This window comes from Glutamicibacter sp. BW78 (genome assembly GCF_002332245.1).
Lineage (GTDB): Bacteria > Actinomycetota > Actinomycetes > Actinomycetales > Micrococcaceae > Arthrobacter_H > Arthrobacter_H rhombi_A.
The window spans coordinates 322259-345406 of record NZ_NRGU01000039.1 but is presented as its reverse complement, the minus strand read 5'-3'; the positions used below and the strand labels follow the sequence as shown (position 1 = coordinate 345406).

The 23148-nt window shown below is 66.1% G+C and carries 21 protein-coding genes; 14 read left to right on the top strand and 7 right to left on the bottom strand.

All coding sequences use genetic code 11. The annotated features are described in order from the left end of the window. The first annotated feature begins 65 nt into the window (after positions 1-65). Both CIK75_RS16260 and CIK75_RS14435 read left to right on the top strand, forming a co-directional pair. Positions 66-218 (top strand): hypothetical protein, encoded by a 153-nt coding sequence (locus CIK75_RS16260; RefSeq protein WP_158225978.1) that lies wholly within the window; start codon positions 66-68, stop codon positions 216-218. A gap of 361 nt (positions 219-579) precedes the next feature. After that, positions 580-2283, top strand: a complete 1704-nt coding sequence (locus tag CIK75_RS14435; RefSeq protein WP_086994982.1) for a formate--tetrahydrofolate ligase — start codon at positions 580-582, stop codon at positions 2281-2283. A 66-nt stretch (positions 2284-2349) separates the two neighbouring features. On the opposite strand, the gene CIK75_RS14430 is transcribed toward CIK75_RS14435, so the two are convergent. From CIK75_RS14430 to CIK75_RS14400, 7 genes are all read right to left on the bottom strand, one after another. Then, a complete protein-coding gene (locus tag CIK75_RS14430; protein ID WP_086994909.1) occupies positions 2350-3435 on the bottom strand; it encodes an inositol-3-phosphate synthase in 1086 nt (361 codons plus the stop codon). A 139-nt stretch (positions 3436-3574) separates the two neighbouring features. Next, entirely contained in the window at positions 3575-4780 is a 1206-nt protein-coding gene (locus tag CIK75_RS14425; RefSeq protein ID WP_096224546.1) for a DUF6716 putative glycosyltransferase, read from the bottom strand. Continuing rightward, on the bottom strand, positions 4777-5847 hold the full coding sequence (locus tag CIK75_RS14420; RefSeq protein WP_241895474.1) for a hypothetical protein: 1071 nt from the start codon (positions 5845-5847) through the stop codon (positions 4777-4779). Before CIK75_RS14420 ends, CIK75_RS14425 begins: the two co-directional genes overlap by 4 nt. Next, complete coding sequence (locus tag CIK75_RS14415) at positions 5831-7240, bottom strand: polysialyltransferase family glycosyltransferase (protein ID WP_096224545.1); 1410 nt, start codon at positions 7238-7240, stop codon at positions 5831-5833. The genes CIK75_RS14420 and CIK75_RS14415 overlap by 17 nt, the downstream gene beginning before the upstream one ends. Further along, complete coding sequence (locus tag CIK75_RS14410) at positions 7237-8262, bottom strand: glycosyltransferase family 2 protein (RefSeq protein WP_086994917.1); 1026 nt, start codon at positions 8260-8262, stop codon at positions 7237-7239. The genes CIK75_RS14415 and CIK75_RS14410 overlap by 4 nt, the downstream gene beginning before the upstream one ends. 15 nt (positions 8263-8277) lie before the next feature. Next, positions 8278-9174: an N-acetylneuraminate synthase family protein gene (locus tag CIK75_RS14405; RefSeq protein WP_096224544.1), complete on the bottom strand. Its 897-nt coding sequence runs from the start codon at positions 9172-9174 to the stop codon at positions 8278-8280. A 26-nt stretch (positions 9175-9200) separates the two neighbouring features. Continuing rightward, complete coding sequence (locus CIK75_RS14400) at positions 9201-10412, bottom strand: acylneuraminate cytidylyltransferase (protein ID WP_096224543.1); 1212 nt, start codon at positions 10410-10412, stop codon at positions 9201-9203. Between the two features lie 118 nt (positions 10413-10530). Here CIK75_RS14400 and CIK75_RS14395 point away from each other — a divergent pair, with 118 nt between their 5' ends. The 12 genes from CIK75_RS14395 (at position 10531) to CIK75_RS14340 (ending at position 23112) form a co-directional block, all read left to right on the top strand. Further along, positions 10531-12060: a glycosyltransferase 87 family protein gene (locus tag CIK75_RS14395; RefSeq protein ID WP_096224542.1), complete on the top strand. Its 1530-nt coding sequence runs from the start codon at positions 10531-10533 to the stop codon at positions 12058-12060. A 9-nt stretch (positions 12061-12069) separates the two neighbouring features. Next, complete coding sequence (locus tag CIK75_RS14390) at positions 12070-13371, top strand: sensor histidine kinase (protein ID WP_343251906.1); 1302 nt, start codon at positions 12070-12072, stop codon at positions 13369-13371. Further along, positions 13364-13999, top strand: coding sequence for a response regulator transcription factor (locus CIK75_RS14385; RefSeq protein ID WP_086994991.1), 636 nt, complete (start codon positions 13364-13366; stop codon positions 13997-13999). Before CIK75_RS14390 ends, CIK75_RS14385 begins: the two co-directional genes overlap by 8 nt. 127 nt (positions 14000-14126) lie before the next feature. Then, complete coding sequence (locus CIK75_RS14380; protein WP_086994929.1) at positions 14127-15080, top strand: ABC transporter ATP-binding protein; 954 nt, start codon at positions 14127-14129, stop codon at positions 15078-15080. Then, positions 15077-15934: an ABC transporter permease gene (locus CIK75_RS14375; RefSeq protein WP_096224541.1), complete on the top strand. Its 858-nt coding sequence runs from the start codon at positions 15077-15079 to the stop codon at positions 15932-15934. Before CIK75_RS14380 ends, CIK75_RS14375 begins: the two co-directional genes overlap by 4 nt. A 134-nt stretch (positions 15935-16068) precedes the next feature. Then, complete coding sequence (locus tag CIK75_RS14370) at positions 16069-17373, top strand: sensor histidine kinase (RefSeq protein WP_096224540.1); 1305 nt, start codon at positions 16069-16071, stop codon at positions 17371-17373. Next, complete coding sequence (locus CIK75_RS14365) at positions 17370-18188, top strand: response regulator transcription factor (protein ID WP_086994937.1); 819 nt, start codon at positions 17370-17372, stop codon at positions 18186-18188. Before CIK75_RS14370 ends, CIK75_RS14365 begins: the two co-directional genes overlap by 4 nt. Positions 18189-18191: 3 nt before the next feature. Continuing rightward, positions 18192-18377, top strand: a complete 186-nt coding sequence (locus CIK75_RS14360) for a hypothetical protein (RefSeq protein ID WP_086994940.1) — start codon at positions 18192-18194, stop codon at positions 18375-18377. Between the two features lie 31 nt (positions 18378-18408). Next, a complete protein-coding gene (locus CIK75_RS14355; protein ID WP_096224539.1) occupies positions 18409-19725 on the top strand; it encodes a M18 family aminopeptidase in 1317 nt (438 codons plus the stop codon). Between the two features lie 78 nt (positions 19726-19803). Then, positions 19804-21933 carry an acyltransferase family protein gene (locus CIK75_RS14350; RefSeq protein WP_096224538.1) on the top strand — a complete coding sequence of 710 codons (2130 nt, stop codon included), beginning with the start codon at positions 19804-19806 and terminating at the stop codon, positions 21931-21933. Positions 21934-22189: 256 nt separating this feature from the next. Continuing rightward, positions 22190-22495 (top strand): 30S ribosomal protein S6, encoded by a 306-nt coding sequence (gene rpsF, locus CIK75_RS14345; RefSeq protein WP_086994949.1) that lies wholly within the window; start codon positions 22190-22192, stop codon positions 22493-22495. A gap of 41 nt (positions 22496-22536) precedes the next feature. Beyond that, positions 22537-23112: a single-stranded DNA-binding protein gene (locus CIK75_RS14340; protein WP_086994952.1), complete on the top strand. Its 576-nt coding sequence runs from the start codon at positions 22537-22539 to the stop codon at positions 23110-23112. Positions 23113-23148 lie beyond the last annotated feature (36 nt).

The window sequence follows — 23148 nt, the reverse complement described above, 5'->3', positions numbered from 1 at the left end:
CCGCTAGATACCAGCGCCGCTGTTCCAGACCTCCCCATCCCGAGGTTCCGAACGAAAGAACAGCGATGTCCGCGCAATCCAGCACCACCCGCCCCTCCGGCCTCCGTTCCGCCGAACTCTTCGTCACCGGCCCCGACGTTCTGCGCGCCAGGCCCCTGATGAACGAGCCGGCTGCCCGTCAGGTATGCCTCCCCGATATGTCCCGGGGAGGTGAATAACATGCAGAAGAAACGCAGCAAGCCCAACGGCCCGCAGTGGTTGAATACGTTGTACAACCCGGGGCCCAAGAACCGCTACGAATCCCAGCTCCCCCCGGAAATCCTCTTCCGTCTCCGCTAAGTCGGTACGCCGCCGGTTCATCCGGCCAGATCAGCGACCGACCCCAGGAGGAAGAGCATGAACGAGATATCAGGTCCCACCGCAAAGCCCGCCGGCTTCACCGGCGGGCTTTGCCGCTTAAATCGCGCCTCCCGATCCCGGGACGAGGCCACCGATCGCTGGTAGCTTGGGGTTCATCGGCGCGACAAGGTGGTCCGCCGCATGACAGGACGGCCATTGGCCGGGAAGGTCCGTGAGCAGATGAGCAGTACCACCGAGCAACCCGACGGTGCCCCGGAAGCCATGAACGATCTGACCATCTCCCAACGGGCGACGTTGAAACCGATCGAGGAGATCGCCGCAGCTGCCGGAATCCCGGCGCAGGCGCTGGTGAACTACGGAAGATACAAGGCCAAGATCAATCGGGCCGAGCTGCCCGCGGCCACCTCGGAGCCGGGGCGGGTGGTCCTGGTCAGCGGGATGTCCCCCACACCGGCCGGAGAAGGGAAGTCCACGGTCACCGTCGGTCTCGGTGACGCCCTGGCAGCTACCGGAACGCGCACGATGATCGCCTTACGTGAGCCGTCCCTGGGGCCGATCTTCGGGATGAAGGGAGGGGCCGCCGGCGGCGGGTACTCGCAGGTGCTGCCGATGGAAGACATCAACATGCACTTCACCGGCGACTTCCACGCGATCACCAGCGCGAACAACCTGCTGATGGCCCTCGTGGACAACCACATCCAGCAGGGCAACGAGTTGGGGATCGATCCCCGGCGGATGACCTTCAAACGCGTGATGGACGTCAACGACCGGTCCCTGCGCAGCATCGTCATCGGTCTCGGCGGGCCCACGGAAGGGATGCCCCGCCAGGATGGTTTCGATATCACCGTCGCCTCCGAGGTGATGGCGGTCTTCTGTCTGGCCACCGACCTGGACGATCTGCGCGAGCGGCTCGGAAAGATGACGGTGGGGTACACCTTCGATCGTCGTCCCGTCTGCGTGGCGGACCTCGACGTCCAAGGGGCCCTGACGTTGCTGCTCAAGGACGCCATCAATCCCAACCTGGTGCAGACCATCGCCGGGACCCCGGCACTGGTCCATGGTGGCCCCTTCGCAAATATCGCTCACGGCTGCAATTCGGCGATCGCCACCAATACGGCACGCCGGTTGGCGGACATTGTGGTCACCGAGGCCGGGTTCGGCGCCGATCTGGGGGCCGAAAAGTTCATGGACATCAAGGCACGCTACGCGGATTGCCCGCCCTCCGCCGTCGTTCTGGTGGCCACGGTCAGGGCGCTGAAAATGCATGGGGGAGTCCCGAAGGACGGATTGGGTCCGGAAAATGTGGAGGCAGTGCGGGGAGGTTTGCCGAACCTGGCCCGGCATGTGCGCAATATTGGACGGTTCGGGCTGGCGCCTGTGGTGGCGATCAACCAGTTCGCCACGGATACGCAGGCGGAACTCGACGCTGTTCTTCAATGGTGTGCCGCCGAAGGGGTTCAGGCGGCCGTGGCCGACGTCTGGGGTCAGGGTGGCGAGGGTGCCGGTGAGTTGGCCGCCAAGGTGCTGGCCGCAGTGGAGGGGCCCTCGGATTTCCACCACCTCTACGATGTGGAGCTATCGGTGGAGGAGAAAATCCGGACCATCGTGCGGGACATCTACGGTGGTGCCGACGTCGAGTTCTCAGCCTCTGCGCGCCGACAGCTCGCCGGGATCGTGGAAAACGGGTGGGATACTCTTCCGGTCTGCATGGCCAAGACCCAGTACTCGTTCTCCGATGACCCCAAGCTCCTCGGGGCCCCCGAGGGGTTCACCCTCCAGGTTCGCGATCTCATCCCCAAAACCGGGGCGGGGTTCATCGTCGCGCTGACCGGGGCGGTGATGACCATGCCGGGCCTGCCCAAAGTCCCGGCGGCCATGCGCATGGATGTGGATGAGAGCGGGAATGCCGTAGGACTCTTCTGAGAACGACGACGGCGGCCGGCTTCCCTGTTCGGGGGCCGGCCGCCGTCGCATCAGCGGGTGTGGAGGTTAGCGTTCGATATCGCCGCGGATGAACGCTTCGACGCTCTCGTGGGCTGCCTCGTCATTGAACTGCTCCGGCGGAGACTTCATGAAGTACGAGGAGGCCGAGAGCAGCGGTCCGCCGATGCCGCGATCCAACGCGATCTTGGCGGCGCGGATGGCATCGATGATCACGCCCGCGGAGTTCGGTGAATCCCAGACCTCCAGCTTGTACTCCAGTGAGACGGGGGCATCACCGAAGTTGCGGCCCTCCAGGCGCACGTACGCCCACTTGCGGTCATCGAGCCAGGCCACGTAGTCGGAGGGGCCGATGTGTACGTCGTCGGCGCCGAGCTGTGCGGAGGTGTTGGAGGTGACGGCCTGGGTCTTGGAGACCTTCTTGGATTCGAGGCGCTCACGTTCTAGCATGTTCTTGAAGTCCATGTTGCCACCGACGTTGAGCTGGTAGGTCCGGTCCAACGTCACCCCGCGGTCCTCGAAGAGCTTGGCCATGACGCGGTGGGTGATGGTCGCGCCAATCTGGGATTTGATGTCATCCCCGACGATCGGCAGTCCGGCGGCGGTGAACTTATCGGCCCACTCCTTGGTCCCGGCGATGAAGACGGGCAGGGCATTGACGAAGGCGACGCCGGCGTCGATGGCGCACTGGGCGTAGAACTTTGCCGCCTTTTCGGAGCCGACGGGCAGGTAGCAGACCAGCACGTCGACGGAGGCGTCCTTCAACGCGGCGACGATGTCGACCGGTTCGGCGTCGGACTCTTCGATGGTCTCGCGGTAGTACTTGCCCAGACCGTCCAGGGTGTGGCCGCGCTGGACGGTAACACCGGTGGTGGGCACGTCGGCGATCTTGATGGTGTTGTTCTCGCTGGCGGTGGTGGCCGCGGCGAGATCCAGGCCGACCTTCTTCGCGTCGACGTCGAAAGCGGCGACGATGGAGACGTCCTGGACATGGTATTTGCCGAATTCGACGTGCATCAGGCCGGGAATCTTCGTCTCCGGGTCCGCATCCTTATAGTATTCAACGCCCTGGATGAGCGATGTGGCGCAGTTTCCCACGCCAATGATTGCGACCCGAATGGGGTTTCCCGACACAGTGACTCCTACAGCAGAACGATTCTTGGGCGGCCGAAGGCCATAACGATTCTAAGTGACGCAGCGGCCAGGTTATTCCCCACCGGTTTTCAGCGGGTCGCCCGGGGCTCATCGCCAGGGCGGATGTGGTACGCAACCGTCACTGGCGCAGGGCACGAATCAGTTGCAGGGCGGGCCCGGGGAGGGAGGTGCGCAGCCGGTGATGCAGGGCCATCCGGCGCGCCCCGGCCAGTGCTTCGGGACAGGTAGCCAACGTGCCGGCCCGGGCGCGCCGAGCCAGGCGCTCCAGAGCCTCCGCGGCCACCGTATCGGGGTGGTGGAAATAGTGCTCGGCCAGCCAGGCGGCGTCGGGCCGCAAGACCGTCAATTCTTCGACATCCTGCAGCGACCCGATCAGCCCGCTGCCCTCGAACACCAGATTGTAGAGGTCACGGTCCAGACCGAAGTCGGTCAGGACGACGGCGGGAAGCCCCCGGTCGATGGCCTCCAACACCGCGGTGGAAGAAACCGTCACGAGCAGGGTCCCCGGTCGCAACACGGAGGCCATCGTCCCGGTCGCGAAACGCACTTCATCTCCTGCCACGGCCCCGCCGGCGCTCAGCTCGGCCCAGAGCCTGTCATAGGGGTGGCGTTCATGATGGGTTTGCGGTTCGCCGTCCCTGGCCCGCAGTTTCACGATGACCTCCACCCCGGGGTTCGCCCGCTGGGTGCGGGCCAGCGCCCGCAGGACCTGTTCCCGTTCGTGCCGGTGGATCGGGAACTTGGCCTGGGCGGCGAAGACCACCGAATGCACCGGCGTCGTATCCTTGGCCGGTTCCCCGGTGGACACCAGGAAGGGCAGCCGGGTGGCCAGAACCGACTGGTCACTCCCCAGCCGGGCCAAGAGGCCGCCGAAATCCCTGGCCTCGGCCCGGCCATGCGTGAGGAAGAGATCACCCAGGGAACGAAAACCCATGGCCTTCGCCGTGGCCGGGTAGGCGACTCCTGGCAGCGCGGAGACCAGGGCCGTGCTTCTTCCGGTTCCCCGCTGGCGGGACGCCGCGCGACGGAAGACTTCCTGGACCACGGGGCCCGTGGCGGCACCCAGCACCACGTCGGCGGAGTCGAGCAGGGGGCCGAGGCGGTGGAGGGGGACGACGGCCGTGGGAGCGGCGTCCTGCAGGAAGGTCCCGGTCACCGCGCCGACCCGTTGTTCGGCGGTGGGCAGGAGGGGGGTACGGGCCAAAACCACGGTGCGGTCCCAGCCGGGGCCGAGCCCGTCAAGGGTCGCGCAGGCGAATTTGAAGTACGAGTCGCTGTCGGCGACGGCGAGAATGCGCGGTGGGGCGTCCGGGGGGATCTTCACGCGGTGGGGTCCTCCAATGACGTTCCCAGATGGGTGCGCAGCGCCGGGGAGGCTGCCTCGGTCCACCAGCGCTCGGGGACCGGATGACCGGTGATCCTCACCCGGTGGGGGCGCAGCAGCAAACGCAACGAGGGCAGCACGGTGGAGGGTAGGGCACTGACCTTTTGGCCTCGGCGAAGACCCCGCAGGCGCATCTCCACGGGAAGGGTGTTCGGGTGCACGGTGATCAGCGGGTGGCGAGCCAGTTCGGCCAAGAACCCCGGTTCCTCGCGGCGATGCGGGAAATAGCCGACCGGTCCGTCGTCGGTCTGTTTCAGAACCCAGGATAAATAGGGTGCTTCACCAATCAGACCGTCGGCGGCCAGCGCCGAGCCGATGACGATCGTCGGTTCATGGAACTGCTCGGTCACCGGCTGGGTCCCCAACCATTCGAACCGGTGGTGCTCCAGATGTCCGCCGAGATCCCTGAACGCCCGTTCGACCTCCCGACCGATGGGCAGTGCGGTGCAGGCCAGCAGGCGTCCCTGACGGGCCAGGGAACGCAACCGGTACCAGCTGGCCACACCCAGGGCGTTGCGTGAGGTGCTGCGGGGGGCGCGGGACCGCACGAGAGGGGTCGGACGGTCCCCGGTGAGCAGTTGCAAGAGTTTTACCGTCGCCAACCCGTCATCAATGATCACGAACTCGTCGGCGCGCACCGGCCCGATGAGGCGACGTTGCATTCTGCCGGAGAACGCGTCGCCGGTGACCCAGCGGTCCGCGGGGCGGTCGGGGGTCGAGGGTTCCTGGGCGTTGGCCTCGTCGAAGGTCACACCGGCGGGGGCCTGGGCCATCAGTGTGCGCACCGTGGTGTCCATTGCCGCGGTTCCTCCCCGCGAGTGGATCGTTGAGTGGCGGCCCAGAAGCCCCGCCCCGTGGGCTTCGATGGCGCTGAGCAGCTGCAGCGGGGATTCCACCCAGACGTCGGCCCGTCCGAAGCGGGGCCGTTGGACCTGAGGCACCAGCTCCACCCTGCGGGTCCGGCCCGCCCTTCCGGAATTGCCCGGTAGGTCAACTGCGGGGGACACGTCTGGCCACCTTCACCAGCCGGCGTGGCATCCGACGCATGCCACGGTTCAACCGGCGACGCACAGAGGCCGGCAGACGCCGTCCCCACCGGGAGGCCAGCCCCGTGGCAGGCCTGCCCGGGGGGAGGGCCCCGGGAAGGTCCAGGCGGGTGAGCCGACGACGCTTGAAATACTTGGCAAAGCGCGGGTAGTGGCCGGCCAGGAATCCTCGGGCGCCCGCTTCCTCTGCGGCCAGGCGTTGCGGCTGCATGCAGTAGCCGACGGCGGTGACCAGCTGTGTCAGAGCCCCCTCGGAGCCAAGGGGGTCCTCGCCAGGTAGTGGCAGGCCCCGACGGAAGAGGGCGTCGATGAGGGTGACGGGGATCCGGTTGGAGTTTTCGTAGGGACTCAGCCGTTCGAGCATCATTTCGGTGCCCACCGCCGCGCATTCGGTGCCGAAGAGGGCACGGATGCTCAGCAGTGCCGTGGAGAAGCAGCTGATGACGACGTCGGGGCGCAGCAGGGCGACCGCTGTTTCGGCCAGCATCGGCTCCCCGAGTTGGGTGAACTGCAGTCCCAGGGCGGCGGCGTCGCGCTCGAGTTGGCGTCCGGAGGCCGGGCCGGCTGAGGGGTGGGGTTTGAAGATCACCGTGGTGGCCCCACGGCGTTCGGCTTCGCGCAGCATTTCGCGATGCAGAATCCGTTCCTCCTCGTCGTCCATGAGCCCCAGGTGGGCGAGGTACTGGCCGAGGACCACCGCTGTTTTGGGTGCTCCGATCTCCGGCGCCGGCCGGGCCTGGGCGGGCAGTGGCAGCACCAGCTCGGCGGAGTGGGCGAGATCGTTGATGATCTCAGCCAACGGCTGCGGCGGTACCGGGCTGAGCTGCGGGGAGAATTCGCGCAAGAGCAGCGGCTTCAGACCGGGAACCAGATCGAGGTAGACCAACCCGTCGAGACGTTGATGGATCGACGCTGGAAGCAGGTTGCGGGTGGGACCGTAGGACATCAGCCCGTCCGAATGGACCAGGAACGGTGAGTCGTGGAAAATCCGCAGGATCGCCCGGCTCGGATTGGTTTGGATCGAATCGACAACCAGCTGCAGCTCCTCGTCACCGAGCCCGAAGCACTGCCGGAGGAGACGCTGCCACAGATACAGCTCCTCCTCGCGCGGATTGAATTGGGCGGGCCGGCGCGGCAACAGCAGTTCACCGAAATCCAGCACCCGGTCAAACCGCGCGGCGAGGTCCCCGAATCCGGGGGTGTCGGCGATGCTGCCGGTCAGTTCGGGCTGCTGGGAACCGTCAACGAGCAGCAGCACGCGTTCCCCCTCGGGTTTCGGCAGCGCTCCAGCATCGACCATGGCCGCCAGGGAGGCCACCTGGAACAGTGTTGAAGCGGTGAGCAGTTGGATCATCTGGTTCCTCCGGGGACCAGGTCTCGGTCCCGTCCCGTGGGGTTTTCGGGGTGTGTGGTGGTGGGGTACAAGGGCAGCAGGAGGCGCCGTCGTCGGGCATCGAGTCCTGCGAAGGCCGCCGCGAGGAAGGCCTCGGGTGCTGCCGCCAACGTGGTGGTGATCGCCGCCTGAAGCTCCGCTGTCACCGTCGCGGTCATCCCCGCGCTGCGGGAGAGGTGGTGGCAGGAAACCGCCATGAATTGGCGGATCACTTTCGGCCAGTACGTCGAGGCTTCGCGGTCGGCGGCCACGATTGCGAAGGCGAGGGCGAAGGCCCGCGCGAAATCGAGTTGCCGACGATCCTGGATCTGCGTCAGGGAGGTGGTCACGCCGCGCCGATAGAGCACTCCGGGGGCCTCCACGACGGCAAAGGACTCGGCCTGCAAATGCAATCTCCAGATCCAGGGGCGGTCCTCGGCGGTGAACAACCCATCGGGGAACTGCAGGAGGCCGGCGTCGGCCAACCGACGATGGAATATTCCTGCCCATGCATACGGGTAATCGATCAGGGTGGTTTCGGTCTGCGGGAGGATCGAGGCCCGCGGGTCCAGGACCGTATTCCTCCGGGCCTGTGGGGCCCGGTGGATCGATCGACGCCCTGCGGTGACCCTGACATGGTCCACCCGCAAAAAGTCCACATCCAGCCGGTCCCTCGCTTCCCAACAGGCCTGTAGATGCCCGGGAGCCAACCAGTCGTCGCCGTCCAAGAAGGCCAGTGTGGTGCCGGTGGCGGCTTCGAGGCCCTGGTTCCGGGCGGTGGCCAGGCCCCTGGCCTCCTCGTTGCGGAGGATCCTCAGGCCAGGGAGCCGGCCGGCGAAGGCCTCGACCAGCTCCCCGGTGCCGTCCCGGGAGCCGTCGTCGACGAAGATGACTTCCAGTGCGCGCGGATCCTCGAACTGGTGCGTCAGGCTCGTCATCGTGTCGCGGATGAAGGGTGCCTGATCCTTCGCCGGAACGACGATGCTGAGCAAGGGGGTGTTCATCTCGACGGGCCGGGACTATGCGTCGACGCGGCGCAGGCGGGACAGCGGGGCGAGCTCGCCGGGGAAGACCTTCTTCACGCCGTCGCCCATGGCTTCCTGCAGGATGCGGATGTCACGGATGAGCGATTCGAAGCCCTTCGGTTCCAAGGAGGACGCCTGGTCGGAACCCCACATGGTGCGGTCCAGGGTGATATGCCGTTCCACGGTCACGGCGCCGAGGGCGACAGCGGCCAAGGAGATCTGGAGGCCGCGCTCGTGTCCCGAATAGCCCACCGGGACGCCGTAGCGTTCCTGCAGCGTCGGGATCATGCGCAGGTTCGCTTCCTCAGGGGGCAGGGGGTACGTGGAGGTGGCGTGCATCAGGACCAGGTTCTCGGTGCCCAGCGTCTCCACTGCCGTGTCGATCTGTTCGATCGTGGACATACCCGTGGACAGGATGATCGGCTTGCCGGTCTCGCGCAGGGCACGCAGCAACTCCAGGTCGGTTACCGAGGCGGAGGCCACCTTATGGGTTGCTGCGCCTTGCTCCTCCATGAATTCGACCGAGGGGACATCCCATGGGGAGGCGAAGGCCTCCAGACCCTGGCTGCGGGCGTAGGAGATGATGTCGCGGTACTGTGCGGCATCGAATTCGACCTTGTACCGGTAGTCCAAATAGGTCATCTCGCCCCAGGGGGTCGAACGGATCTTATCGCGCATATCCTGCGGGGTGGAGATCTCGGGGGTCCGCTTCTGGAACTTCACGGCGTTGGCGCCGGCAGCTGCGGAGATGTCGATGAGCTGCTTGGCAACGTCGACATCACCGTTGTGGTTGATCCCGATTTCGCCGATGACGTAGACCGGCTGGCCGGTGCCGATCTTCTCGGTGCCGATGCTCACGGGGGCGTCCTGCTTAATCGCTTCGGTGGTCATGGTGTTTCCCTTTCGTTGGAGGTGTTTCAGGGGGTTGAGACCAACAGCCGTGCGGCCGTTGGACGGTTGGGGGTTTCGAGGATGCGTTCGCAGACCTCACGGACGGCTCCACTGCCGCCGGGCTTCTGGAGCACGATGCGGGCAGCGGCCAGGGCTTCGGGGCGGGCGTCGGCGACGGCGATCGGCCATCCGACGGAGTCCATGGCCGCCACATCGTTCACGTCGTTTCCGACGTAGGCCACTCGGGCCGGATCCAGGCCGTGTTCAGCGATCCAGGCGTCGAGCCGGCTGGCCTTGTCCTGCACACCGTGGGCGACGTCGACGCCGAGCTTGGCGGCCCGGGTGGCGACCACGGTGTTGGTTTCGGTGGAGAGGATCAGCATCGGCACTCCCGCCCGGCGCAGCCGGGCGACGCCCAGCCCATCGGAGCGGGAAACGGTGACGGATTCGGAACCGTCGGAGGCCAGCAGGGCCGCATCGTTGGTGTGGACGCCATCGAAGTCGGTGACCAGCGCGTCGACGTCAATGCCCGGCAGTGGCGGGCCAGGCGGCCGGCCCGCGCGGCGGGCCGCCAGCGCGCACACCAGCTCCAGGTCCTCGGGCGAATCGACTTCGGGGGCGTCGGAGGCCGGGACCACCTGGAACTTCAACCTGCCGAAGAACCGGTGGTTGGCTCGGCGGAAACCCGAGGTGCGCATGGCGTAGAAGGCACCGGTTTCACGGTATTGGGGGGCCCGGTCTTGGCGTCGTGGGCGGTACCCGGCATCGTGGCCCACGGCATGAACGGTCCCCTGATTCGCCGACCAGATGAATGAATGGTCCTCGGTGACGCTGAAGCAGACATCCGCCTCGTTCTGAAGCACGGCCCTGACGGCGGCCTCCACATGGGCCGGGTTGATGAAGGGGGAGGTGCATTGCAAGAGGACGACGACGGCGGGAAGGGACTCGAGGGTGCCCAGGGCGTGGCCGAGAGCCGATTCGCTGCTGGCCCCGTCGGAGGCCAATGCCGCCGGACGGTCGATGACCCGGGCACCCTGGGCGTGGGCCTCATTGCGGATCTGCGAATGGTCGGTGCTGACCACGACATCGGTGACCGACGGGGCGGCCAGGGCGGCGTCGATGCCGCGGGCCAACAGCGACTTGCCGCCCACCGGACGGAGGTTCTTCAACGGGAGGCCCTTCGATCCGCCACGGGCCGGGATGACGACCAGGACGGTTTCACTCTGTGGCTTCTGCATGTCTTCGACGCTAGGGAGCCGAGGTGTCGTCAGACCGACCAGTGGGTTAACGCAAAGTGTGGTGTGCAATACATCCGGGGGCGATCCTCGGTGCGGTCGCGCCGGATAGGCTGATTCCATGAGCGAGAAGCCCAGGCCCCCGGCCCGCCACGGAACGGACCGGGGATCCTCCACGTCCCGGGGGTCCCGCCGTGGGCCGCTGCGGATCACCGTACCCAGCCGCAATGATCCGTTGCTGCGCCGGCTGACCGAGGTCATGGGCGGCCCCTTGGGACGATTCAGCTCCCCGGGGCGGGTGTCTCCGGGATTCTTCACCATCGAACGGGTCCTCGTGGCCCTGACGATCGTCGCCGCCATCGTGGCCATCCTCGCCAAAAACATGTGCCGCACCCTCGGGTGGGGCGGCTCCAACGCCTATATTTGGGCCTGCTATTCGGATTGGTCGGCCCTCTTTACCGCCCGCGGCTTCGACACCAACGCCTTCGCCCCCTTCGCCGACGGCGCCCACTTCGAATACCCGGTGCTCATGTCGGCGGTCGCCTCTTTCGCGGCACTACTGGTGGTACCCGGGGATTATGACCGGACGCTGGCCTTCTTCGACGTGAACCTGCTGATGGTGGTGGTGCTCTGGTTCATCATCGTCATTGCCACGTCCCGAGCCGCGGGGCGACGGCCCTGGGATGCTGCCATGGTCGCCCTGGCCCCCGGAATGATCCTGGCCTCCACCATCAACTGGGATCTGTGGGCGGTCGCGTTCCTGGCCCTCGCATTGCTGGCCTTCGCCCGGGAGAAACCGCTGCTGGCCGGAATTCTCATTGGTTTGGGCGCCTCCATGAAGGTCTACCCGATCCTCTTTTTGGGCGTCGTGCTGGTGTTGGCCCTGCGCACCGGGCGATGGCGCCCCCTGCTGATCGTCAGCGCCGGTACCGCGGGTTCCTGGCTGCTGGTGAACCTGCCGTTCATGATCGCCAACTTCGGGGCCTGGAGCTACTTCCTGGAATTCACGCGTGATCGCGGGGCGGGGTTGTCCTCCCTCTGGCATGCCTGGAACGTCACGGCCACCGTGCTTCCCGGTGCCCCCACCTTCACCTCGGAGGTCATCAACTCGGCAGCCTTCTGGCTCTTTGCCGCCAGTTGCGCAGGCATCGCGGTGCTGGGGCTGCTGGCGTCCCGGCGGCCACGGGTGGCCTCACTGCTCTTCCTCGTGGTCGCTGCCTTCGTGCTCTTCAATAAGGTCTACTCGCCCCAATTCGTGGTCTGGCTCATCCCGCTGGCTGCCTTGGCCTGGCCGCGCTGGCGCGATTTCCTGATCTGGCAGCTCGTTGAGGCCCTGCACTTCTGGGCGATCTGGATGTATCTGTATACGGGCAGTACCAGCGTCAAGGAGCAAAACACCTTCCCCGAGGCGTTCTACGTCCTGGCGGTAGCCGCCCATATGCTGGCCACCGCGTACCTGATGTATCGGGTCGCGCGCAGCATCTGGGATCCGCAGACCGATCCGGTGCGACGGGTCGGCCAGGACGACCCGCAGGCAGGACCCTATGCGGGGGCAGAACGTGATCCGCTGCCGGCCTTCCGGTGGATCGGCAGGCCGCGGCGGAAGCGGGTCCACCAAACGGTTGAACCACCTGCCGCTCAATCGCCCTAGGCTGGGAACGTGAACGCACCGAATCAGCAGGCCAACCCACCGGGCTCCGAGGCCACCGCGCTGCCGGCGACCCCCGGTGGTGTCGTCCTGCGCGTGCTGCGGGTGTCCTTGCATGTGGGCTTCGCCTTGCTGCTCGGCGTGGGCGTCATCAGGGTCCTGGTCACCGATACCAGCGCCTCCACGCGCCTGGCTTCGATTCTGCTGGCTGGGGTCCTGGCCGCGATCTACCTCTGGGGCACCACCTGGGAAAACCGGTTCGCCCGCGGCCTCACCTCGGACCCCAACCGGTTTTCACGGAGCTGGCTGCTCATCGTCGTCGTCCTCTGGTTGGCGCTGATGGCCCTGCACCCGGATTTCAGCTGGCTCGCTTTCCCGCTGTTCTTCCTGCAGATGCACCTGCTGCGCACCCGCACCGCACTTTTCGCCATTATCGGGCTGACCCTGGTCGTCATCGGCGCCCAATGGGCGCACGCCGGGTCGGTCACGGTCGCCGGCATCCTCGGGCCGGTCTTCGGGGCAACGTTCTCCGTGGTCATGGGATTCGCCTACCAGGCCCTCTACACCGAGGGCGTCAACCAGCGCCGGGCCCTGGATGAACTGCGCCGCACCCGGGCAGCGTTGGCCGGTGAACAGCACCGGGCCGGCGTCCTGGCCGAACGCGAGCGACTCGCCCGCGATATCCACGACACCCTCGCCCAGGGGTTCTCCAGCATTGTGTTGGTCTCCCGGTCGGCCCGCGCCGCCCTGGACGCCGGGGATACGGAACTGGCAGGCCAACGCCTCGAAACGGTGGCCACGACGGCCTCCGATAACCTGGGTGAGGCCCGCGACTTCGTCCGTGGACTGTCCGCAGGAACCGCCGAAGCTGCCGCCGGGGCACTCGCCGGACGCTTCGCCCGGCTCTGCGCCTCCACCGAACGCACCGCACAGGCCTCCGGGGATGAGCTGGAATGCCGGTTCCGGGAGGATGGCGAGGCACAGGCCCTCAGCCCCGACGTCGCCGGCGCCCTGCTGCGGGCCGCCCAATCCTGTCTGGCCAACGTCCTGGCCCACGCCCGCGCCTCGCGGGCCATCCTCAGTCTGGGCTACCTGGCCGGGGAGGTCACCTTGGATGTGTACGACGACGGGGTCGGCTTTGATCCCGACACGCTGCCCGCCGCGCCGAGGAACGATGGGACGGGATTCGGGCTCAGCGGACTCAAGGCGCGGATCGGTGCCCTCAACGGAACCGTGGAGGTCGAATCGGCGCCCGGGGAGGGCACCGTGGTGGCCGTAAGGATCCCCTGCGCAACGGAGGATGGACATGGATGAACTAAATCTGCTGCTGGTGGACGACCACCCGGTCGTCCGGGCCGGGCTCAAGGCAGTCCTGACCGAACAGGCAGGACTACACGTCGTGGCAGAGGCCGCCGACGGTGCGGCGGCGATCGCCCAATTGAACCGGTTGGAAACCCTCGGCGAACACGTGGACGTGGTGCTGATGGACCTGCAGATGGACGGAATGGACGGTGTCGAGGCCACCGGCAGGATCCGCACGGCCGGCGGACCGCCCGTCCTCATCCTCACGACCTATGACTCAGATTCCGATATCCGGACCGCCCTCGACGCCGGGGCCGCCGGCTACCTGCTCAAGGATGCCCCGCTGGAACGGCTGACCGCTGCTGTCAGGGATGCGGCCCGCGGGCGTCGGGTCCTCTCCGAAGACGTGGCCGCCAGAATGGACCCCGCGGCCCGCAACGCGGCCACCGATTTGAGCCCGCGCGAACTCGAACTGCTCGGCCTGCTCTCCCGAGGGCTGGTCAACCGACAGATCGCCAAGGAATTGTTCATCTCCGAATCGACGGTCAAGACCCACCTCATCCACATTTACGCCAAACTCGGGGTGGATACGCGCACCGCCGCCATCGACCAGGCCCGCACGCTACGGCTCATCAGGTGAAACCTTGAGCGGCCGGTCCGGGGAACTGACGGGAGACGGGGCATCCTCCTGAAGTCGTACACCGCCACGGCCGAAGATCATCCGTAGGGGCGGCGACGGCACCGGCGCGGGTGCGTAGCGTGGAAGCATGATCCAGGCAACTTCTCTCGCCAAGAACTATGGCTCGAAACGCGCGGTGGACGACGTGTCCTTCACCGTCCAGCCCGGTAAGGTCACGGGCTTCCTCGGCCCCAACGGTGCCGGCAAATCCACGACGATGCGCATGATCGTGGGCCTCGACCGCCCCTCGGGCGGCGACGTCACCGTCAACGGCAAACGCTATGCGGAGCACGCCGCCCCGCTGCGTGAAGTCGGGGCGCTGCTCGAGGCCAAGGCGGTGCATAAATCGCGCTCCGCCCGCAACCACCTGCGCACCCTGGCCGCCACCCACGGGATCGGCAACCGCCGGGTCGACGAGGTCATCGAACTCACCGGGCTGGCGCCCGTGGCCCGCAAACGCGTCGGCGGGTTCTCCCTGGGGATGGGCCAACGCCTCGGCATCGCCGCCGCCCTGCTGGGGGACCCCCACACCCTGATCCTTGACGAGCCGGTCAACGGGCTGGACCCCGAAGGCGTCCTCTGGGTCAGGAACATGGCCAAAGGCCTGGCCGCCGAGGGCCGCACCGTCTTCCTCTCCTCACATTTGATGAGCGAAATGGCGCAGACCGCAGACCACCTGATCGTCATCGGGCGCGGCAAATTATTGGCCGACGCCCCCATGGCCGACGTCCTTTCCGGGGCCGGCGGGGCCCGCACCAGGGTGCGCACCGACACCCCCGACGAACTGGTCAGATCGCTGGCAGCACCGGAAGTCACGGTCACCACCACGGGCCCCGATGCCCTCGAAATCCAGGGCATCACCCCCCGCGACATCGCCCGCAGGGCGCTGGATACCAACGTGCTGGTCTATGAACTCACCCCGCTGCAGGCCTCCCTGGAGGACGTCTACATGGATATGACCCGCGACGACGTCGAATACCATTCGGGTCCCGTCACCGGGGCCGAGCCAGAACGTGAAACCGGAAGGCGGGCCAGCAAATGAGCACCGAAACCCACCAGGCACCCGCGGCCCAGCAGTCCAGGGCCACCGAGGGCAAGGGAACTTCCTTCGGCAGGGCCGTCCGCTCGGAGACCATCAAATTCACCTCGGTGCCCTCCTCCCTCATCCTGCTGCTGACCACCCTGGTCATCATGATCGGCATCGCCGCAGTGGCAGCCTGGGGCATCGGCTCCTCGCAGGAGGCCCTCAGCGGTGATCCCGAGGCCGCGGCGGCCATGGGAGATATGGAAGCGCTCGGCAACTCGATTGCCTCCTCGGGGATCATGTTCTCCCAGCTCATCGTCGGCTCCATCGGCGTGCTGGTCATGAGTTCGGAATTCACCACCGGCATGGCCCGGGCCACCTTCGCCGCCATCCCGAAACGGTTCCCTGTCGTCCTGGCCAAGACCCTGCTGGTCGCGGTGGTGTCCCTCGTGGTCACCGTGGTCTCGACGTTGCTGGCGGCCCTGGTGATCATGCCGATCCTGTCCAACTATTCGCTGGAACAGGACCTTTCCAGTGAGACGTTCCAGCGCTACCTCTGGATCGGCGCCGCCTATGTGGCCGTCATTGCCCTGCTCGGCATGTCGCTGGGTGGTCTGCTGCGTAACTCGGCAGGGGCGATCGTCACGCTCGTCGGCATCGTCTTCGTCCTGCCGAACGTGTTGATGATCTTTGCCAACGACTTCATCCAGGACGCCAGCCGTTTCCTGCCGGATGCCGCCTTCGGCAACCTCGTCGGCGCCACGCCAGCCGAGGGCGCCCTAGAGCAGTGGCAGTCAGGGGTGGTCCTGGGGCTGTGGGCGCTGGTTCCGGTGGTCGTCACGCTGCTGGTCATTCGGCGTCGCGACGTCTAGACCGACACCGCCGCCCGGGGTTTCCCCGGCCGGCGCCACGAACCACCGCGGGTGGTGGCGGAACGAACGGCCGCCACCATCCGCGGTTCTCGTGGGCCCACCCACCTGCTGCGACCGAAAGCTAAGCTGAGAACATGAGCACAGCACCGCTGGGGGAGGCCCAGGACGCACCGGCGCAGACCTTTGCCGAGCTCACCGAACAACGGCGAGGTCCAGCGCGTCGTTTCATGCGTTCACACCGCACGCTCATGGATGTCCTGCTGGCCGTCACCTACTTCCTGGTCACCGCCGCCTCGGGGCTGGAATCGGCGCTCAACGGCCGGTGGGTGCCGTGGGCCGGAGTGCTGCTCATTGCGGTTCTGCTCGTCGTCCGGCGGCGCTGGCCGATGGCCGTCTTGGGGGTCGTCTTCCTGATTGAAATCGGGATGCAACTCGTGGACCCCTACTTTTCGGCGACCAGCATCGCCGTTTGGCTCGTCCTCTATACAACGGCAACCCTATATACCGCTCGGCGTATGTTCACGATGGCTGCGCTGCTGAGTGCCATGCAGCTCCTCGTGCAGTTCGTCGTCGTCCTGCCGGCCTTCCAAGTCCCCGAGGCGGCCACCCGGTTCCTGGTCGAAGACACCCCTCCGGCGGAAACGTTCGTCTGGATGATGGCTGCGCTGACCGTCCTGTCGAATTTCTCCGTGGTGGGCATCGGCGCCGCCATCCGCAATAAGCGGCTCCACGAAGCCGAGCTGGCCAACTGGGGTTCCCGGGTCCAACGACTGGCCCAAGTGGCAGAACGCAACCGCATAGCCCGGGAAATGCACGACGTCGTCGCCCACTCACTGTCGGTGATGATCGCCCTCTCCGACGGGGCGCGGGTCGTCTTGCGTCGCGACCCCGAACGGGCCGCCGAGGTGCTGGACGAACTCTCCTCCACGGGCCGTAGCGCCCTGGCCGATATGCGCCGGGTCATCGGTGTGCTCCGCGATGGCTCCAATGCCCCCTTGGCGCCCCAACCGGCGTCGTCCTCACTGAGCGACATGCTCGAGGGGTTCCGGGTCGCCGGGCTCCCCCTGCAGATCACTCATACCGGCTCCGCCCTGCCGGTGGATGCCGCATTCCAGCTGACCGTGTACCGGATCGTGCAGGAATCGTTGACCAACGTGCTGCGCTACGGGCGAGCGGTGACCCGGGTCCACGTAGATCTCTCCCGCGATGAGGACACCGTGCGGATCAAGGTCACCGATAATGGCCAACTGTTGGGCGCCAAACGTGATGCCATCGGCAGCGGCCAGGGCCTCAAGGGCATGAGCGAACGTGCAGCCATCTACGACGGGTCCGTGTACGCCGGCCCCGGACCACGCGGAGGGTGGGTCGTCCACGCGATTCTGACCGTTCCCGAACAGGCCACCGAACACCAGCCATCCCAGGGGGAAGCCACACGATGAACGAGAGCCCCGGACCATCCGGCACCGAAAAACCACAGCCTCAAGCCCAGACGCCCGAGGGGGAGGTTCCCGAACGTCGACCCGGGGACCCCATCCGCATCCTGCTGGTCGATGACCAGCCGCTACTGCGCATGGGATTCCGGCTCATCCTCGAAGGCGAAGATGACCTCTTCATCACCGGGGAGGCCTCCGATGGGGAGGAGGGGGTGGCCCTCGCGCTGGAAACCACCCCCGACGTGGTGCTCATGGACGTGCGGATGCCCAAGGTGGACGGGATCGAGGCCACCCGTCGCATCGCCGAGCAGGTCCCGTGCGCGAAGATCATCATCCTGACCACCTTCGACCTGGACGAATATGCCTTTGCCGGTCTGCGGGCCGGCGCCTCGGCGTTCCTGCTCAAGGACGTGGCCCCCGCCGAACTGGTCAACGCCGTCCGGCTGGTGGCCAGCGGTGATGCCGTCGTGGCCCCGCGGATCACCGCCCGGCTGCTCGAAACCTATGTCAGACGTCCCGATGGTGCGCCGTCGGATGGCACGAAGCAGCACGGGGCGGGAACGGGGGCGACGTCCGCCGGACACCCCGAACGCGACCCCCTCCTGCAGGATCTGACCCCCCGCGAACTCGAGGTCCTCGGAGCCATCTCCGAGGGTCTTTCCAATGCGGAGATCGCCCACCGGTTCTTCCTCTCCGAAGCCACGGTGAAGACCCATGTGCGGCGGATCCTCACGAAACTGCATCTACGCGATCGCGTCCAGGCCGTCGTCTACGCCTACGAGACCGGCCTGGTGGTCCCGAGCCAGGGTCTGGACTACTAGAACATGAACATAGAATTCCTGCGCAATCCGTGGTTCATGCTGGCCGTGGTGCTCTTTGCTTCGGGGGCCTTCCTCGTCGCGGTACTCCACCAGCCGGTGGCCGGACCGGTCGTGATGGGCGTCGGCGTGGTGGCGGTGGCATTTGCCGTTTATCGTCACGGCGGGTGGAATGGCAGGAACCGCGGATGAGTTACGGAACACACAACACCTAAGGATGGGTATGGCCACGTCGGAAGCACAGGAACACGCCAAGGATCTGGGGGCGTTCGTCACGGCATCGCCGTCGAGCTTCCATGCCGCCGCCGAGGTCGCCCGCCGGCTGGCCGCCGCCGGGTTCAGTGCCCGGGCAGAGTCCGATACCTGGGACCACACCCCCGGCGGCTACTACACGGTGCGTGACGGTGCGGTCATCGCCTGGTTCATTCCCGCAGGAGCCACCGCCACCACCGGATTCCACATCCTGGGTTCCCATACCGACTCCCCCGGGTTCAAACTCAAACCGAAACCGACGACCGGACGTGAAGGCTGGCTGCAGGCAGGAGTCGAGATCTACGGTGGACCCCTGCTGAATTCCTGGCTCGATCGAGAACTGATCCTCTCCGGCCGGGTGGTCACCTCCGACGGCGCCGAACACCTGGTGCGGACCGGCCCCCTGCTGCGCTTCCCGCAGCTGGCCATTCATTTGGACCGGGCGGTCAACGACGGGCTCACCCTGGATAAGCAGCAACATATGAACCCCGTGTGGGGGCTCGGGGACCCGAGCCAAGTGGACCTGCTCGCCATCCTGGCAGCGGATGCGGGGGTCGACCCGGAAACGATCACCGGATACGACATCGTCACCACCATTGCCCAGGAACCCGCATTCTTCGGTGGCCGGGGCGAGTTCCTGGCCTCCCAGCGGTTGGACAACCTCTCCTCGGTGCACGCCTCACTGGTCGCACTGATCGACCATGCAGAACACCGTGGCTGGGGTCCTGAAGCCACGTCGGAGAACGACGACGACGCAGGACATATTGCGGTGATGGCCGCCTTCGACCACGAAGAGGTCGGTTCGGCCTCGCGTTCGGGGGCCAGCGGGCCCTTCCTGCAGGATGTGCTTGAACGCATCGTGGACGCTGCCGGCGGTGGGGTCCAAGAACGGGCCCGGGCCTTCGCCGACTCCGTCTGCATTTCTGCCGATGCCGGTCATGCGGTCCACCCGAACTACCCAGAACGCCATGACCCGGCCAACCGCCCGGTTCTGGGAGGCGGCCCGTTGCTGAAGATCAACGCCAATCAGCGGTACACCACCGATGCGGTAGGCGCCGGCCTCTGGGCTGCCCTCTGCCAAGCCGTGAACGTCCCCTATCAGGAGTTCGTCTCAAATAACGTCATGCCCTGCGGATCGACCATCGGACCGCTGACCGCGACCCGCTTGGGCATCCGCACCGTCGATGTCGGCATCGCCCTGCTCTCGATGCACTCGGCACGTGAAATGTGTGCCGTCGAGGATCCGCTGGCCTTGGCCCGCGTCACCCGGGGATTCTTCGCCGGCTAAGTAGACGTATCCTGATGGCCGTCCGGTGGACACCGGATGGTCACGCGCGGGCCATCCGGGGATGGTGTGCTCACGGGCATGAGTTCACCATCCGCCGGCCCCAGGTCGTACCTCCCGGAAATCCAGGCATTGCGTGCCCTGGCCGTCCTCGTGGTCGTTGCCTACCACTTCGAACCACGGGTGGTTCCGGGTGGGTTCGTCGGGGTCGACGTGTTCTTCGTGATTTCCGGTTTCCTGATCACCGGCCATCTACTGCGCGAAGCACGTCGGACCGGAAGGATCAGCCTGCCGGCCTTCTGGGCGGCACGCGTCCGACGCATCCTGCCGGCCGCCCTCGTCACCATCGCCGCCGTCGTCACGGCCACCCTGGTCTTCGGCCCAGTCACCTTGTGGGGGACCATCGGTACCCAGGCGCTGGCCTCGGTCTTCTCGGTGCAGAACTGGGTTTTGGCCGCCGATTCGGTGGACTACCTCGCCGCCGAAAACCCTGCCACCGCATTGCAGCACTTCTGGTCGCTGGCTGTGGAGGAACAGTTCTATCTGCTGTGGCCGTTGTTGGTTCTGGCGGCCCTGGCGCTGGTCCGCAAACCCCGCGGGCAGGGCCGTAGGGTGTCGAGGAGCAGGGACGTGGTCCCCCTGCTGCTCGTCTTTTTCGGCGTCGTCTCGGCGGGATCCCTGATCTACAGCATTGAGCTGACCGCCTCCGGGGACGCTTCAGCCTATTTCGTGACTCCCGCCAGGATGTGGGAACTGGGAGTCGGCGGGATACTCGCCGTCGTGATGGCTCCGCGCGCGAAATCCTACCCGTGGCGTGCGGTACCGGCCCTCACCTCCCCCTTGGCCCGTTCGCTGCTGGCTCTGGGCGGGCTGGCAGCCATCTGCTGCTCGGTCTTCGGGTACGACGCCGAAACCTCCTTCCCCGGCTATGCGGCGCTTGTGCCGGTGTTGGGGACCGCGGCGATCATCCTGGCGGGCAGGACCTCGGGACCCTTGAGCCTGAACCGTCTCAGCGACCACCCGGCGATCCAGGCGGTCGGAAATCTTTCCTACTCGCTCTATTTATGGCATTGGCCGGTCTTCATCTTCTTCGTTCTCATCACCGGGAAGGAGCCCCGCCCGCTGGAAAGTATCGGACTCCTGGGCCTGAGCCTCGCCGCCGCTTGGATCAGTTACCGGTATGTCGAAACCCCGGCTCGCGCGTGGCGCCCTGTGGCCCAGAACAACATCCGGGCCTTGCTGGTCGGTGCCACCGCAGTACTCCTGGCCACCGTGTTGTCGCTGGTTCCCAGCATCGGCCAACAGCAGGTCATGGCAGCCCAGGACGGCGAGGTCCAAGAACTCAGGAATTCACCGCCGAAGGGTTTCGGGGCGGCATCCATTGCCACCGGCGCGGCGTTCGCGTCCGGGAACCATCAGATCATTCCGGTACCCGCCACCGCGGGTCAGGACTTCCCTGATCTGGGGAGCTGCGTTGCCAGCCCGGCGGCCCGCACGTCGGGGTCTTGCGAATTCGGGGCAGGGCCGGAAGCCGACTTCACCATTGCCCTGGTGGGCGACTCACATGCCACCCAGTGGTGGGAGGCCCTGGAGCCGCTGGCACGGCAGCATAACTGGCGGATTATCACCCATTTGAAGAATTCCTGCGCCTTTACCGGAGCCGTTCGCACCGCACAGAAGGAGGGCTTCATCGACTGCGTCGATGCCAACGGAGCCCGGCTCAACGAACTGACCGGGCGCCAGGATATCGATGTGGTCCTCACCGCAGGATGGACCGGTGCCGAGTTCGCAGGAGGGACGGTGGCCGCCGAAAAGGGGGCCGCCGACTATTGGAGGCAGCTGGAAGACTCCGGCACGGAGGTCATCGCCATCCGGGACACCCCCACCCCAAGCCAGAACATCATGGCCAGGGACTGCGTTGCCAAGAACTGGGACCGGTTGCGCCACTGCGGCCGAGACCGAGACGATGCGCTGGCCGGCGACGATTGGTTCGGCGCAGCACGGCAACGAGAACCGCGGGTGGAACTGTTGGATTTCACCGACCAGTTCTGTACGAAAAAACTTTGCCCGGCGGTGGTCGGCAACGTGCTGGTCTACCGGGACCAGAACCACATCTCGGATACCTATATGGCGACCGTCGCTCCGGAGTTCGAACGGCAGTTGACCGCTACCCTGCGTCAAGATGGTTTGGCGGCCCGTGCTGGCCTCTGAGGGCAGCGCTCACCGCTGTGGCCCGATGACGGGAGGAGATGATGGCTTCCGGACACCGGCAGCGGTGGTCATCCACAGCCTGCAGGGGCCTTGTCCGCTGCGCCGCAGACCCGGGTTAGGGTGGTCGAACAGACATCGGGTAGGATGTGTCAGGCTGTTTGTGCCGTTTCTGACCCCTGAAACGCCTGCGGCCAACGCACAGAACCTCCTGTTACGGAAAGACCGTGACCGTTTAGCCCAAAGGAGGTGGGTTCACATGCGTGCATACGAACTGATGGTACTGATCGACCCCGAGGTCGACGAACGTACCGTGGAACCGACTCTTGGCAAGTTCCTTGACGTCGTCCGCAACGATGGTGGCACCGTCGACAATGTTGATATCTGGGGCCGCCGCCGGCTGGCCTACGAGATCAAGAAGAAGGCAGAAGCCATCTACGCGGTGGTTAACTTCACCGCAACCCCGGCTACTTCCGCGGAACTTGACCGCCAGCTCTCGCTCAATGAGACGATCCTGCGCACCAAGATCACCCGCCCGGAAGACCAGAAGGTCGTCGCAGAGTAATCTGCGCCGACTGTTCGTAGAAACCGACTCAAGGAGGCACCATGGCAGGCGAAACCGTCATCACGGTCATCGGAAATCTCACCGCTGACCCGGAATTGCGTTTCACCCCGTCAGGTTCTGCAGTGGCGAACTTCACCATTGCCTCGACCCCGCGGACCTTCGACCGCCAGACCAATGAGTGGAAGGACGGCGAAACGCTGTTCCTGCGCGCATCGGTATGGCGCGATGCTGCCGAAAATGTCGCCGAGACGCTGACCAAGGGCATGCGAGTAGTCGCCCAGGGTCGGTTGAAGTCGCGTTCCTTCGAAACCAAGGAAGGCGAGAAGCGCACCGTCATGGAGTTGGATGCCGACGAGATCGGCCCCTCGCTTCGTTACGCTTCCGCCAAGGTCACCCGCACCCAGCGCAATAACTCGGGTGGTGGCGGCTTCGGTGGCGGTAATGCCGGAGGAAACTTCGGTGGCGGAAACCAGGGCGGCAACGCTGGCTTCGGTGGGGGCAACCCCGGCGGAAACCAGGGCGGTACCTGGAATGCTCCAGCTGAGGACCCTTGGGCTTCCTCCTCCAACAGTGGGGGATGGGGCAACGCCGGCGGGTCCGACGAACCTCCCTTCTAACGCAACACCATTTATTCACCATCCCGCGGAAAAATT